The sequence below is a fragment of the Silanimonas sp. genome (assembly GCF_027531545.1).
GTDB lineage: Bacteria > Pseudomonadota > Gammaproteobacteria > Xanthomonadales > Xanthomonadaceae > Silanimonas.
Map to the genome: position 1 here is coordinate 373,880 of NZ_JAPZSC010000006.1, position 14,399 is coordinate 388,278.

The 14,399-nt window shown below is 68.5% G+C and carries 14 protein-coding genes; 4 read left to right on the plus strand and 10 right to left on the minus strand.

Going from position 1 to position 14,399, the window contains the following annotated elements:
* Nucleotides 1–66: 66 nt before the first annotated feature.
* Genes O9280_RS05985 through greB form a run of 4 tightly spaced genes read left to right on the plus strand, consistent with a single transcriptional unit; the run spans nt 67 to nt 4,790 of the window.
* Complete coding sequence (locus O9280_RS05985; RefSeq protein ID WP_298340620.1) at nt 67–1,566, plus strand: helicase HerA-like domain-containing protein; 1,500 nt, start codon at nt 67–69, stop codon at nt 1,564–1,566.
* Nucleotides 1,563–2,696: a hypothetical protein gene (locus O9280_RS05990; protein WP_298340124.1), complete on the plus strand. Its 1,134-nt coding sequence runs from the start codon at nt 1,563–1,565 to the stop codon at nt 2,694–2,696. Before O9280_RS05985 ends, O9280_RS05990 begins: the two co-directional genes overlap by 4 nt.
* Nucleotides 2,697–2,707: 11 nt before the next feature.
* Nucleotides 2,708–4,264 (plus strand): AbgT family transporter, encoded by a 1,557-nt coding sequence (locus O9280_RS05995; RefSeq protein WP_298340127.1) that lies wholly within the window; start codon nt 2,708–2,710, stop codon nt 4,262–4,264.
* A 22-nt stretch (nt 4,265–4,286) separates the two neighbouring features.
* Nucleotides 4,287–4,790: a transcription elongation factor GreB gene (greB, locus tag O9280_RS06000; RefSeq protein WP_298340130.1), complete on the plus strand. Its 504-nt coding sequence runs from the start codon at nt 4,287–4,289 to the stop codon at nt 4,788–4,790.
* Between the two features lies 1 nt (nt 4,791).
* Here greB and O9280_RS06005 read toward each other — a convergent pair whose 3' ends face one another.
* The 10 genes from O9280_RS06005 to O9280_RS06050 all read right to left on the minus strand — a co-directional run bounded on the left by O9280_RS06005 (nt 4,792) and on the right by O9280_RS06050 (nt 14,398).
* Nucleotides 4,792–7,677, minus strand: coding sequence for a DUF6701 domain-containing protein (locus O9280_RS06005; protein ID WP_298340133.1), 2,886 nt, complete (start codon nt 7,675–7,677; stop codon nt 4,792–4,794).
* Nucleotides 7,674–8,063, minus strand: coding sequence for a hypothetical protein (locus O9280_RS06010; RefSeq protein WP_298340137.1), 390 nt, complete (start codon nt 8,061–8,063; stop codon nt 7,674–7,676). Before O9280_RS06010 ends, O9280_RS06005 begins: the two co-directional genes overlap by 4 nt.
* The gene (locus O9280_RS06015) at nt 8,060–8,869 is read right to left on the minus strand and encodes a prepilin-type N-terminal cleavage/methylation domain-containing protein (protein ID WP_298340141.1); all 810 of its coding nucleotides are present in this window, start codon (nt 8,867–8,869) and stop codon (nt 8,060–8,062) included. The genes O9280_RS06010 and O9280_RS06015 overlap by 4 nt, the downstream gene beginning before the upstream one ends.
* 1 nt (nt 8,870) lies before the next feature.
* Nucleotides 8,871–9,329: a type II secretion system protein gene (locus O9280_RS06020; RefSeq protein ID WP_298340144.1), complete on the minus strand. Its 459-nt coding sequence runs from the start codon at nt 9,327–9,329 to the stop codon at nt 8,871–8,873.
* Complete coding sequence (locus tag O9280_RS06025; protein WP_298340147.1) at nt 9,319–9,801, minus strand: prepilin-type N-terminal cleavage/methylation domain-containing protein; 483 nt, start codon at nt 9,799–9,801, stop codon at nt 9,319–9,321. The genes O9280_RS06020 and O9280_RS06025 overlap by 11 nt, the downstream gene beginning before the upstream one ends.
* 90 nt (nt 9,802–9,891) lie before the next feature.
* Nucleotides 9,892–10,290 carry a type II secretion system protein gene (locus O9280_RS06030; RefSeq protein WP_298340150.1) on the minus strand — a complete coding sequence of 133 codons (399 nt, stop codon included), beginning with the start codon at nt 10,288–10,290 and terminating at the stop codon, nt 9,892–9,894.
* Between the two features lie 14 nt (nt 10,291–10,304).
* Nucleotides 10,305–10,772 (minus strand): type II secretion system protein, encoded by a 468-nt coding sequence (locus tag O9280_RS06035; RefSeq protein ID WP_298340153.1) that lies wholly within the window; start codon nt 10,770–10,772, stop codon nt 10,305–10,307.
* A 139-nt stretch (nt 10,773–10,911) separates the two neighbouring features.
* A complete protein-coding gene (locus tag O9280_RS06040) occupies nt 10,912–11,427 on the minus strand; it encodes a hypothetical protein (protein WP_298340156.1) in 516 nt (171 codons plus the stop codon).
* A 10-nt stretch (nt 11,428–11,437) separates the two neighbouring features.
* A complete protein-coding gene (locus O9280_RS06045; RefSeq protein WP_298340159.1) occupies nt 11,438–12,661 on the minus strand; it encodes a type II secretion system F family protein in 1,224 nt (407 codons plus the stop codon).
* Nucleotides 12,662–12,664: 3 nt separating this feature from the next.
* Complete coding sequence (locus tag O9280_RS06050; protein WP_298340162.1) at nt 12,665–14,398, minus strand: type II/IV secretion system protein; 1,734 nt, start codon at nt 14,396–14,398, stop codon at nt 12,665–12,667.
* Nucleotide 14,399 lies beyond the last annotated feature (1 nt).

The following is a 14,399-nucleotide window of genomic DNA, read 5'->3' on the forward strand; positions in this document are numbered from 1 at the left end:
ACCGTTACACTCGCGCCGCACCCTCTGCGGAACGGAACCGTGACGACGCCAGCCCCCGATGCCCTCCTGCTCGGCCATGCCGAAGACCGCCCCATCACGCTGCCGCTGAAGTTCGGCAATCGCCACGGCTTGATCGCCGGCGCGACGGGCACGGGCAAGACCGTCTCGGTGCTTCGCCTCGTCGAAGGCTTCAGCAAGGCTGGCGTGCCGGTGGTGATCGCGGACGTGAAGGGCGATGTCGCAGGACTCGGCATGGCCGGCGCGATGAACCCGAAGCTGCAGGCGCGCCTGGACGCCCTGAAGCTGGCGGATTTCGGCTTCGCTGCGCTGCCCGTCGCGTTCTGGGACCTTTTCGGCGTGAACGGCCATCCGCTGCGCACGACGGTGAGTGAGATCGGCCCGACCCTGCTCTCGCGGATCCTCCAGCTCTCCGAAGCGCAGGGCGGCGTGCTCGACATCGCTTTCGCGCTGGCCGATGCGGAAGGGCTGCTGCTACTCGACATGGACGACCTGCGCGCCTTGCTCGGCTTCATCGGCGAGAACCGCGACGTCGTTTCGAAGACCTATGGCCTCGTCTCGTCGCAAAGCCTCGCCGCGCTGCAGCGTGCGCTGCTGAAGTTCGAGCAGGAGGGCGCGCGCAGCCTGCTCGGCGAACCGGCACTGCAGCTCGGCGACCTGATGCGCACGGCCCCCGACGGCCGCGGCACGGTGAACGTGATCGCCGCCGAGACCCTGGTGCTGAAGCCGCGCCTTTACGCGAGTTTCCTGCTGTGGCTGCTATCCGAGCTTTTCGAAACCCTCCCCGAGGTGGGCGATCTCGACAAGCCGAAGCTGGTGTTCGTCTTCGACGAGGCCCACCTGCTGTTTGCCGACTGCCCGCCCTCGCTGCAGCAGCGCATCGAGCAAGTCGTGCGCCTGATCCGCTCGAAGGGCGTGGGCGTGTACTTCTGCACGCAGAGCCCTTCGGACATTCCGGACGTCGTGCTGGCCCAGCTGGGCCATCGCATCCAACACGCGCTGCGCGCCTTCACCCCGCGTGACCAGAAGGCCGTGCGCGTCGCCGCCGAAACCTTCGTGCCCAATCCGGCCCTCGACACGGCCCGTGCGATCTCCGAACTGGGCGTTGGCGAAGCGCTGGTCTCGACCCTGCAGGGCGGCGGCCAGCCATCGATGGTCGAACGCACCCTGATGGCGCCGCCCGGTTGCCGTCTCGGTGCGATCACCCCCGACGAGCGCGCGGCGCTGCGCGCGCAGAGCGGCCTCGCGGGCAAGTACGACACCTCGCTGGACCGCGACTCGGCCTCGGAAATGCTCGAACGCCGCGCGGCGCAAGCAGCACCGGAAGCAGGCCGGGATGCCGGTCCGCCGGCACCGACACGCGACAGCGGCGGCACTGCGACCGAGGCCAAACCCAGCAGCCGCCTCAATGACTTCCTCTGGGGCACGGGCCGTCGCCAGGGCGCCGTTGAAGCGATGACGAAATCGGCGGCGCGCACGGTCGGCAACCAGTTGGGCCGCTCGCTGCTTCGCGGCCTGCTCGGGGGCTTGCTGGGCGGCCGCCGATGAATCCGGATTGGCGCACCCGCGGGCAGGTTCACGACCGCGGCGTTGCCGACCAGCCGCCGTACTGGCGGGACGCCGCGAACGTCGTGCGCTACCCGTGGCTCGGCAGCAACGGCATGGTGATCGGCGTGCTGTCGATGATCGCCAGCGTGCAGATCGTCCCGGTCATCGGCACGTTCGCGTCGTTGTTCCTGCTCCTCGCAGTGCCGAAGCACGCGTTGGAAGTCCTGCGCGATTCCGCCCATGGCCACCGCGAACCGCCCCAGTTCGGCCTCGATGTCGGCGACCGCGCGGTGTTCGCGTTCCTCGCACTGCTGCTCGCTTTTGCCGTCGTGCATCTGGCGCTGACGATGTTCGCGCCCGGGCCGTGGCCGGCTGCGTGGCGGCTGCTCATGGCCACGGTGCTGCCCTTGATCGCGATGTCGCTCGCCATCGACGAGAACATCGGCCGTGCGATCAACCCGGTGTACTGGGCCGAGGTGCTGGCGCGCGTGGGCCTGCCCTACCTCGGCGCCATCGTCCTCGTTTGGCTCGGGCTTGGGTTCGGCTTGACCGGGGCGGCCTGGCTCGACCGCGTGCTGCCGCCGTTCTTCGGCGCGATGGTGTCGACGGCCATCGCGTTGTGGGTGCTGTTCATGGCAGCGCACGTCTGTGGCCGTCTGGTGTTCCAGTACCGCGATGCGCTGGGCTTCACGCCATCGGGTCCGGAAGAACCGGAGAAGCTCCGCTTCAGCCGCGACCATCGGCTGGAGGACCGCATCACGGCGATGCTGGCCGAAGGAAAGGCCGCCGAAGCGCGAACCGCCCTCGAGGAGGAACTCCGCGAGCGCGCCGTCTCCGCAGCGCTGCACCGGCAGTACCGCAGCCTGTTGCGCGATGCCCGCGACAACCCCGCGCTGCTCGCGCACGGGCGGCAATGGCTGCACCAGAAGATCGTCGAAGGCGATGCGCGGGGTGCGCTCTCGCTGGTGCAGGAGTGCCTCGATCTTGACCCATCCTTCACACCACTTGACGTCGAGGACTGGCCACCGGTCATCGCCGCGGCCGAGCGCGCCGGGCTCCAGCGCCTTGCGGACGCCGCGCGAAGCGCACAGGGTCCACGGCCTCCGGCACAATCGGGCTCTTCCTCCTGAAACCCCTTCCGATGTCCGCCTCCGACGCCCTTCCCGCCGCGGCGCCGCGCACCGCCGTCGACCGCTTCCTCGCCATCGTCGAGCGCGCCGGCAACCTGCTGCCGCACCCGGCCACGCTGTTCTTCCTGCTCACCGTCTTCGTGGTCATCGCCAGCGCGATCGCCGCGCAGTTCGACTTGAGCGTCGCGCACCCGAAGACCGGCGAGCCGGTGGTGCCGGTCAACCTGCTCAGCGTCGACGGCCTGCAGCAGATCATGGGCGGCCTCGTCACCAACTTCACCAGCTTCGCCCCGCTCGGCACCGTCCTGGTGGCCCTGATCGGCATCGGCGTGGCCGAGCACAGCGGCTTCATCGGCGCCTGCCTGCGCATCGTCGTGCTGAACGCCCCGCGCTTCCTGCTGACGCCCATCGTGGTGTTCGCCGGCGTGATGTCGAACATGGCCAGCGAGATCGGCTACGTGCTGCTGGTGCCCTTGGCCGGCCTGCTCTACGTGGCCGCGGGGCGCCATCCGATCCTCGGCATTGCCGCCGCGTTCGCCGGCGTGTCGGGCGGCTACTCGGCCAACCTGCTGCTTGGCACGATCGACCCGCTGCTTTCCGGCCTCTCGCAGGAAGCCGCCCGCATCGTCGATCCAACGTATACGGTCAGTCCTGCCGCGAACCTGTTCTTCATGCAGGTGTCGACCCCAGTGATCACCCTGCTCGGCTGGTTCGTCACCGAGAAGATCGTCGCCCGCCGCTTCCCCGACGGCGCCTACGGCAAAGGCGACGAGACGATCGAACCCCTGTCCGCCGCCGAGAAGCGCGGCCTCGTGTACGCCGGCATCGCCACCCTTGTCCTGACCGGCCTCGTGCTGCTGGCCACCGTGCCGGCCGACGGCGCGCTGCGCATCGCCGGCGAGCCCGACCTGCTGAAGGCCCTCTCGCCCTTCCTGCACGGCATCGTCGCCCTGATCTTCGTCGCTGGCGCCCTGATCGGCATCGCCTACGGCGTCGGCGCCGGCACGATCAAGAGCGACAACGACGTCATCAAGGGCATGTCGGCCTCCATGGGCACCCTGGCGAGCTACCTCGTGCTGGTGTTCTTCGCGGCGCAGTTCGTCGCCCTGTTCAACTGGACCCAGCTGGGACTGATCTTCGCCGTCGAAGGCGCGGAACTGCTCAAGGCGCTGGGCCTGCCCAAGATCCCGCTGCTGCTCGGCTTCATCCTGCTCACCGCCACGGTGAACCTTGCGATGGGATCGGCCTCGGCGAAGTGGGCGCTGATGGCGCCGGTGTTCGTACCGATGTTCATGCTGCTGGGCTACTCGCCCGAAGTAACGCAAACGGCCTACCGCGTCGGCGATTCGGTCACCAACATCATCTCGCCGATGATGAGCTACTTCGCCCTGATCATCGCTTTCCTGCAGCGTTACGAGCCGAAGGCGGGCATCGGCACCGTCGTCGCGACGATGATCCCCTACTCCATCACCTTCTTCATCGGCTGGTCCTGCCTGTTCGCGCTGTGGATCTTCATGGGCTGGCCGCTGGGCCCGGGTGCCGCGCTGACCTACACGCCGGCGGGCTGAGCCGGCGTCCGATCACCCGTCCGTGTCACGCTGGCGTCCGCCGCAATGGCCCTCGACCGCACTGATCACGCGCGAGGGCTTCGAGCGATTGAAGGCCGAGCTCGACGATCTGTGGCGAATTCGGCGGCCCGAGGTGGTCAAGGCCCTCGCCGCGGCCGCGGCGGAGGGCGACCGCTCCGAGAACGCCGAGTACACCTATCGCAAGAAGCAGCTCGGCGAGATCGATCGCCGGGTGCGCTACCTGTCGAAGCGGATCGAGGTGCTCAAGGTCGTCGAGGCCCACCCCGCCGATCCGCAGGCGGTGTTCTTTGGCGCGTGGCTCACCGTCGAGCGCGAGGACACCGGCGCGGAAAGCACCTACCGCATCGTCGGCCCGGACGAGATCGATGCGGCCAAGGGCTGGATCAGCATCGATTCCCCGCTGGCGCGGGCCGCGCTGAAGAAGCGCATCGACGACGAGTTCGAAGCCGCCCTGCCGGCCGGGCCGGTGCGCTTCATCGTCGTCGACGTGCGCTACCCGCCCTGAATCAGTACACCTCGCGCTCGTGAATGGCGCGACGATCGCCCTGATACACGCCGAAGCCGATCCGCGCCGTCGGGGCCGTGCTGCCCGTGCCCCGCCAGTTGAACTGCAGCCATGCAGGCACGGTGGGCGTCAGGTCGAGGATGCCGACGTTGCCTGCGCCCGGAGCGCGAAGCCACAGCGTGAAATTGCCGCCATTGCCGGTGGGCGGCGTCAGCGAGTAGCGCCTCGCCACCGGCCCGGCCACGCTGCAGCCCTGACCGCTCGCCCCGGGACTACCGCTGTCCTGCACGCAGGTTTCCGACGGCAGCAGCGTGTCACCAGCGTTCGCATCCACCAGGGGCGCCAGCGTCACGCCCGTGCAGAAGTCGTCCGTGTTCGCCACGAAGGCCGTACCGTTGAAGAATTCCGCGCGCATCGGCACCTGGAGGTCGATCACCTCGGGGCCGAAAGCATTCGTCACCGCGACGCGGCCCCAGCGCTGCTGGCTGCCGAGCGGGCCGGTGAAGCCCGTGATCGTCAGCGGATCGCAGCCATCGAGCGCCGACGTGTCGAAGCACACGCCGTCGCTGTCCGTCAGATCGGACGCCGTCAGCGCAAGCGACATTCGCGGCGTGAACGGGCCCTCGGGGGTGGCGGGCTTGGCCCAGGTGAGGCGATCGCCGTTGATGCTGACCCTGCCGGTGCCATCGAAGGGCGCCGCCGTGTTGTCGCTGACAATGGCCGCACCGCCGTTGGTGGTACGCGAGAGCGTCGCCGCCGTCGCGGGGGAAACGGCGCTGGTGTAGCTGCGGTTGGCCAGCGTTCCGGCATAGCGCCAGTACGCGTTGGCCGCCCCGCTACCGTTGACGTAGTTGCGGGTGGTGTTGCCCAGCGCGTTGACGCCGCTCACCGTCAGCTCCGGCAGCGTGCTGAACCCGAAGTCCTGGCCGACATAGCCGAAGGTGCCCGCTGCGCAGGCGTTGGCCAGCACCGGCGTGTTCGGCACGACAGCGAGGCGCGCGGGACGGAAGCGCCCCACCCGATCGACATCGGCGCCCACGACGTTGTCATCGGACGACGGGCTGTAGTTGAGGTAAGGCCGGCTCGCCAGCCGCGGGCGCAGCGTGATGACGCCCACCTCGTCGAAGCGCAGCGTGCCGCTTGAGGCGCCGTTCGTCCATGTGCTGAGGCCACTCGCGATGGTGACCGACGGCGCGGGAGGCTCCGGCAGGACGCCACCGACCGGAGACGTCAGGATCGCGTCGAAGGCGACACCCTCCGCCGTGCTCTCGCGGCCGAAGTTGGGCGTCGCGACATTCGATGCGTTCTGCGCTTCGACCGAGACGTTGAACGGCACGCCCGCCACGCCGAACACCGGTCGCGTGGCGTCCCCAGGCACCGCGACGCTCGCGTTGTGGCCCGGGATCGTCAGCAGGAAGCGCGCCGGCTTGGCGATGAACGTGCCGGTGCTGCCGACGCCCGTGACCGTGAGGCCGGCATCCCCGGTGGCGCTGCTGCCGACATAGCGGGCCTGCAACTGCATCTGCCCGACGTCGGCGTAGCGCAGGCTCGTCGTCGCCACGCCGCTGGCGTTGAATGCCAGCGACAGCGCGGTGCCGGGCGAAGCGGTCACCAGATTGCTGCCGCCGAGGTTCACGCTTCGCGTACCGGAGGCGGGGTTGAGGTACGTGGCCCAGAAACCCACGCTGCGCGTCACGTTGGCGAACAGCGGCGTGCAGGTGTTGTTGTTGGAGCGCTGCACCGCGCTGATGGTGGCTGTCTGCGGGGTGTCCGACACATGGTCAGGCACGCTGATGACGAAGCCCGATTCCGACACACTGATGTCGCATGCGCCCGCACTGTCGACCGTCCCCACGCCGTTGCGACACGAAGTCACCAGCGCCGGGGCCGGCGACACCGCGCTGATCGCGAAGCGCACGGCTTCCGGATCGGGAGGGCCGCTGGTGGTGGGCACGAGCATCGACACCGAGGTGCTGGTCTGCCCCACCGGGATGCTGAAAGGCACCGAATTGCCGCCGGCGGACAGCGTGCCGGTGGCCCCGGCACTGGACAGAGAACTGCAGTCGGCCGTGGCGCAGGCCCGGATGGTGACCGTCTCGGCCGCGCAGGAGTTCGCGTTGCCGTCGTGCTCGATGCGGTAGCGCGAGACCGCCGGTGCCAGCGCGGGGCGCAACGCGATGCTCGCCGTGCGGCCGGCGGCGGCCACCAAACCATTGCTGTCGGCGATGGCGGTGCGGGTGCCGGTCGCGCCGGGCACCGGGCGCGATTCGACCGCCATCGTCAGCGAGACGCCGTTCGTCGAGGGCTGCACCGCGCTCGACGTTGCGTCCACGGCTTCGACCATGCCACTCGGCGGGAACCAGTTGTCGGTCGAGCCCGGCATGGCGAACGCCGCCACCAACACGTCACCGCGTGCCGTCGTGGTCACGGACGGTGCCGCGTGGGCGAAAGCCGCCGCCGTGGCCTGGCGGGCCGACACGTCGACCGGCACGGTGTTGTCGACGCCGATGAAGCCAACGATGCCGCCCGCGGCGCCCGAGTGGACCAAAAAAAAAGAAGACCTGAAGGTGAAGGCGTAGGTGGTGACGGCACTGTCTCCTGCCGGCACGACGCGCGTGAACACCGCGAGGCGCGCATTGGCGCTGGCGCTGTCGCTGAACTGCAGGACCCAACCCGTCGGCGTATTGACGGTCACCAGGGCCGGAACCACCGTCACCGCGGCGACGAGCACGTCGCCGGTGTTGGTGCCCGCGGGCTTGGGAAGGCTCAGCGTGCCGGTCGCGACGCCCCCCTGCGAGGTGGCCCGGGTCGAAATCTGCGCGAACGCCGGGACGCTGGCCAACAGTGCGAGGGCCACCAGGGCGATTCGGACGAAGTGTCGGATCATTCCGTCACCGTGGCGCGCACGCGCCGGGAAATGAAGGTGTTCGAGGCGAAGCTGCCGCGCTGGGCGACGGCCGTCAGCGTGTAGATGCGGTAGGTGTCGGGCGCTTCGTCGACTGCCGTCTCGGTGCAGCTCAATGCGACGGCGAAGCCTTCGATGTCGACGGTGAGTGGAAATGCGCCACAGCCGCTGCCGAGGCTGCGGGCGATGGCGATGTCCACGCCGCTCTGCGCCGCGAACAGCGCGCGACTGGCGTCGAGCGCCTGCACGGTGCTGCGATTGCGCGCACTCAGCGTCAGCACCGCCGCCAACACGATCAGCAGCGCGATCGCGATCACGAAGACCGCGGCGACCAGGCTGAAACCCCGTTGGTGGCGTGCGGCTCTCATGGGAGGTTCGGCAAGTGGACGGACTTGAGGAGGTTCACCGATTCACCGTCGCGGGTGATGGCCAGGGACAGCGCGGCGAGGCCCTGTCGGCTCGCATTGCCCGCCTCGAAGCGGAAGCTGCACAGGCTCACGCCTTCCGCCAGCAGGGCCGAGCCGCCAACGGGCGGGACCACCATGGTCGTCGCGGGCGCATAGCCCGCGTGTCGGCGCAGCTGCCCATCACTGGCGCAGCGGTATTGCACCGCCTGGTCGACCACGTAGACGCGCTGCGAGGGGGATGGGAAGGGGAACTGGAAAGGCGCCGCGAGGTTGATGCGCGTGGTCGTGCTGCCGCTGCCAATCGTCGCGCGATTGTCACCGGCCCAGGCGTTGGCCTGCGTGCCATTGGCCGTCAGGTTGTAGACCACGGCCCACTGGCCCGCGGCTGGTACCGCCGGCAGCGGCGCCAACAGGTCGAACGAGGCGTCCGCCGAGGCGAAATCGAGTACGTCGCCCACGCCTTCGGCCGTTGGCGTGCCCCGGAGCCTCCCTCGATAGCGCCCCGCCATCGGCGCGACCAGCATCTCGATCGCCCGCCCGTCGACGCTGGTGCGGATGCTGTTCGGCAAAGCGAGCCGCAGGTCGCGGCTGATGCGCGCCATGGCCTGGTCGGCCGCATCAGCCAACCGCGCACGACGCTGCACGTCGGCGCTGGCATCGATGGGCTGGCGGATCAGCGCCACCGACACCGTCGCGAGCACGCCGATCAGAACGATCACGACGACCAGTTCGATCAGGCTGAATCCGGCGGCGAGGCGGGTCCGCATGTCAGTACTGTGCCTTCAAGGCCGCGAGGCGAACGTCGAAATCGCCATCGATGTTCGTGACCCGCACTTCCACCCGCCGGGTCGTGGCGCCGCCCACCGTCGCGGCATTGCCGACGTCCATCGTCACCCGGTAGCGCGAAAGCCCCGCAATGGCCACGCCGGCGGAATCGGTCGGCGATGCCTCGGTGGCAAGGCAGGCGTAATCCCCGATGTCATCCCACAGGTCGCGGCTGGCCGCGCAATTCGGCGCGTCATTTTCGGGGTCGGCGTAAGCCTTTAGCATCGCTTCCTCGAGATAGCCCTCGGCGATGTACAGCGCCTGCGTCTGCAGCACCGGTGATGCGCTGCCGCCGCCGAGCGTGCCGACGAGGCCGGCGATCGCGGCGAAGGCGACGCCAAGGATGACGAGGGTCACCACCAGTTCGAGCAGGGTGAAACCGCGTTGGCGATCAGCGCACATGGCCGGTGTCCGCCTCCACGATGATGCTGCGCCCGCCGACGATCGCCGTTCCGCCGTTCGGACTCGGCAGTCCCTGCGCGTTGAATGTGATGACGAGGCCCTGCGTCACGGTGACACCCGCGGTCGCCGTGCCGCTGAAGGCGCCAGAGCCGCCGGGGTTCGGCACGTCCAAAGAGAATCCGCCCGCGGTTCCGCAACTCGTGTCCGTCCCGTCGCTGCGCCGACGCACCGCATAGCTGCTGGTCGCGCTGCTGACTTCGACCTGGATCTCGCAACCGGTCGCGACGGCCAGGCGCTGCCCGTAGCGGAAGGCGGTCGCCACCTGTTCTGCGAATGCCGCGCTGCGGAAGCTGCCTTCGCCCAGCCGAGGCAACACCACCACGGCCAAGGCGCCAAGGATGACGATGACGATCACCAGCTCCACCAGCGTGAAGCCGGCTTGGCTTGGGCGGGGGGGCAGGATGCGCTTCATGCGGTCAGGCTTCGGCCCTGAACGACAAAGGGCGGCAGGTCACCCTGCCGCCCCCGTGCTCGGACGCGTTCAGCCGGGGGCGGAACGCGATCAGGTGCCCGCGCGGACCGCGGTGAACGTGCGGGTCGGCGTGGTGGTGCCGGTACGACGCAACTCGCAGGTCGTCAGCGTGCTGCCGTTGTTCGCCGCGATCGCCGTGTCGGCGACCACTTGGAAGTTGCCGAGGCCGCCGTTGACGACAAGCGAAGCGTCAGCGCAGCTGTCCACCGGCTCGCAGTCCGCGTCCGCTGCATTGTGGTTATTCACAGCGCAGCCGGCGTAGTTGATGTTCATCGCCGAGGTGATCGCGGACGCTGAAGCGGTCAGGGCCGCCTCCTGCGCGTCGTCCTCAAGGTTGACGAAGCGCGGGACCGCGATCGCCGCGAGCACGCCGAGGAGCACAATGACGATGACGAGTTCAATCAGGGTGAAGCCACTCTGGTTCTTCATGGAATGCTCCAGGCTCAGCAGCCGGTGATATCACGCGTGATCGTAGGCGAAATGCCCGCCGCGTTGGGAGACACGTACGTCACAGAACAGGTGGTGATGCCGTCGAGGCGGATCGATACGGTGGACCCACCCGCAGCGCCGCCACCCGTAAAGTTGTAGCGGAGCGAGAGGTTGTCGAACAGCAGTCCGAGATCGGCCTGTTCGGCCTGCGGGTAACCGAAATTGGTGCCGATGACATCACCGGGGCCGGTGCCGTCGATATCCACGGAATCGGTCGCGTTGTCGGATTCACCGATGGCCGCCGACTTGGCGTAGATAATGTTCGAACCCGAGCGCACCGAGTTGAAAAGGGAATCGATGACGGCAATCCGTGCCTCGCGCTGCAACGAAATGAAGCGGGGCACAGCCAACGCCGCCAGGATGCCCAGCACGACGATGACGATGACGAGCTCGATGAGGGTGAAGCCGGACTGGCGACGCATGGACGGAACCCTGTCGTTGGTGGAGGGATACGACGCAGCTTAGACGCTTCGTCATGAAGGGACTATACGCCCTTGATTTACTTGGAAGAATCAAGGGTTCCGTGAATTGCGGTGAACGATTCCAGCCCGCGCCCTCCGTTCAGGGGGGCTGCCCGGAAGGCGCGGTGCGAACCAGCAGCAAATCGCGGGCGAGCCCCGGCGTCGTAGTTCCGGCGCCGTCCCGGTAGACCTCGACGCGCCAGCGCCGGTCGCCGCCCTCCAGCCAGGTGACGCGATACACCAGTTCGCCGCGCGCGCCGTCGAAGCTCCAGCGATCCTCCGCCCAGGCAGGCAGCGGGCCGGCTGGACGCTCCGCGGACGGTACGGCCGCCAGCCGGTCCTGGGCCCAGCCACGGGGATCGCTGCCGGCGCGGCGCTCCAGCCCGCCCATGCCCTCCTCGGCCACCACCCGCTTGCCCTCGAGCCAGACGAGGTTCTCGAGGTTCTTCTCGGCGAGCTCGAGGGCCATGCGCTCGCCTTCGGCAAGGATGTCGCGACCAGCACGGAACAGCAGGGTCAGCAGCACCACGACGATCAGCAGGCTCACGGCGCGGTTCACGTGCCGCAGCCAACCTGCGTTGGTCGTGGCGAGGGCCGGCCATTCCGCGCGCTTCACGCCATCCGCCTCACTGCCGGGCCAGCTTGACGAGGTCCCACATCGGCAGCAGCACGCCGAGGGCGAGGACGAAGACGACGCCAGCGACGACCACCGTGAGGATAGGCTGCAGGAGGTCGTTCAGGTTGCGCACGTCGTAGTCGACCTCGCGCTCGTAGAAGTCCGCCACCTCGACCAGCATCTCGTCGATCTGGCCGGTTTCCTCGCCGACGGTGAGCATCTGCAGGACGAGCGGCGTGAAGCACTGCTGCATCGCCGCCGCGCGCGTCAGGCTTTCGCCACGCTCGATCGCTGAACGCATGCCGAGCAGCTGCTTGGCGATCACATCGTTCTCCACGGCCAGCGACACCACGGCCAGGGCCTGCAACACCGGCACGCCGGAGCGCGTGGCCATCGCGAACGCCCGCGCGAAGCGGGCCAAGGTGGCGCGGAGCACGATGTTGCCGATGATCGGCATCTTCAACAGCAGCCCATGCCATAGCAGCCGACCCTCATCGGTCTGGACGTAACGGCGCAGCCACCAAGCCCCGCCGCCCATCGCGCCGAGCACCAGCCACCACCATGCCGCGAAGAAGTTCGACGTGCCGATGATGATGCGCGTCGGCAGCGGAAGCTCGACGTTGAAGGAGCCGTACAACTTGGCGAATTCCGGAATCACGAAGGCCATGATCACGAACACCGCGAGCGCCACGAAAACCAGAACGATCACCGGGTAGCGGACGGCGGTCTTCACCTGTTCCACCACCTTCTGCTCGCGCTCGAGGTGCTGGTTCAAGCGCAGGAACGCCTCGTCGATGCGGCCGCTCTCCTCGCCGACGCGGACGATGGCCGTCAGCAGCGGGCCGAAGATCTTCGGGTGACGGGACATCGCCGTGGCCATGTCGCGACCGGCCTCGAGCTCCTCGAGCATCGACAGCAGCGTCTTCCCCAACGTGGCGTTGCGCGAGGTCGTGGACAGTCGGCGCAGCGCCTGCGTGATCGGCACGCCGGCGCGGGCCAGCGCGTACATCTGCCGGGTGAACAGGATCAGGTCGACCCGGCTCGGCAGGTTGAAGCCGAGCGAGGCCATGAACTGCTCGCCAAGCGGCTCCTGGTTGCCGGTTTCGACGATCTCCAGCGGCACCATGCCACTGCTTCCCAGCTGGCGGGCGACGGCTTCGCTGGACAGGCCCTCCATCGAGCCGCTGACCGCCTTGCCCTGGGCATCGCGCGCCTTGTACTGGAAGCTGGGCATGCGTCAGTGCGCCCCGTCCGGCGCGATCTCGCCGCCAACGCGCTTCGCTTCCTCGATCGTGGACAGACCATCGAGGGCGTAATCCAACGCCGCATCGGCGAGGGGACGGTACAGCGGCGCCCTCATGGCGGCTTCGACGAAATCATGCTGGCGCCCAAGGCGCAGGGCGTTGAGCATTTCGAGCGTCGGCTCGAGGTACTCGTAAACGCCGATGCGCCCGCGGTAGCCCGTTCCGTTGCAGTGCTGGCAGCCACGCCCGCGGCGCAGCCGGTCGGTCGATGCCCCCGGGCGGATCGCGGCGAGCCATGCAAGGTCGTTGGCGTCGGCCAAGTGCCTCTCGCCGCAACTTTCGCAGACACGGCGGATCAGGCGCTGGGCGATGATCACGCGCAGCGAGGCGGCGAGCAGGTAACCCGGCGCCCCCATGTCGAGCAGGCGGTCGGCCGTACCCACGGCGTCGTTGGTGTGCAGCGTCGACAGCACGAGGTGGCCGGTCATGGCGGCGCGCAGGCCGATCTCGGCCGTCTCCTGGTCGCGCATTTCGCCGACGAGGATGATGTCCGGGTCCTGGCGCAGGGCCGAGCGCAGCACGGCGGCGAAGTCGAGGCCGATCTTGGCGTTGACCTGCACCTGGCTGATGCGCGGAAGCCGGTACTCCACCGGGTCCTCGACCGTGATGACTTTCTTCTCGGGCCGGTTCAGCGAGTTGAGTGCGGCGTACAGCGAGGTGGTCTTGCCGGAGCCCGTCGGGCCGGTGACCAGGATGATGCCGCTGGGCGAATGCAGCACGTTGCGGAAGCGCGCCAGCATCGGCGCCGGCATGCCGAGGTAATCGAGGTCGAGCATCGCGCCGCTCTGGTCGAGCAAGCGCATGACCACCGACTCGCCGTGCTGCACCGGCATGGTCGAGACGCGCACGTCGATCCCCTTGCCGCGCACGCTGATCTGGAAGCGGCCGTCCTGCGGCATGCGCTTCTCGGAGATGTTCAAACCCGCCATCAGCTTCAGGCGCAGCACCAGCGCCGAGGCGATCTGCCGCTCGCGGATGATCTGTTCGTTGAGCACGCCGTCGACGCGCTGGCGCAGGCGAAGGCAGTCGGTGTCGGGTTCGATGTGGATATCCGAGGCACCGGCCTGCACGGCGTCGACGAACAGGGACTGCAGCAGCTTGACCACGGGCGCGTCGGCCGCGTCTTCGCCGAGCCCCAGCTGCGAGACGTCGAGCGCGGCGTCGTTGCTGACCTCTTCAGACAGCTCCTGCGCCAGCGAGCTGATCTCCTCGGTGCGCCGGTAGACCGTATCGAAGGTGCGCAGCACGTCGTCCTCGCGCACCAGCGCGAGGCGGATCTCCTTGCCGCCCAGCACGCGGGCCAGCTCGTCGTAGGCGAAGAGGTCGGTGGGATCGGCCATGCCGACGACGAAGCCACCACCCTCCTCCCTCAGCACGATGCTGCGGAAGCGGCGCGCGAGCGTCTCCGGCAGCTTGCGCACCAGCGCCGGCTCGAAGCGGTAGCTGCGCAGGTCGATCAACGGGATGGCGAGCTGCCGCGAGAGCAGCTGCAGCATGTCGTTCTCGCTGACCATGCCGAGGTCGATCAGCGTGCGGCCGAGCTTCGAGCCGAGCTTCCGCTGCTCGGAAAGCGCGTGCTGCAGCTGTTCGGCCGTGATGAGGCCGTTCTCGACCAGCAGGTCGCCGATGCGGATCTTCCTCACAGCGGCACTGGGTAGCGTGGACATG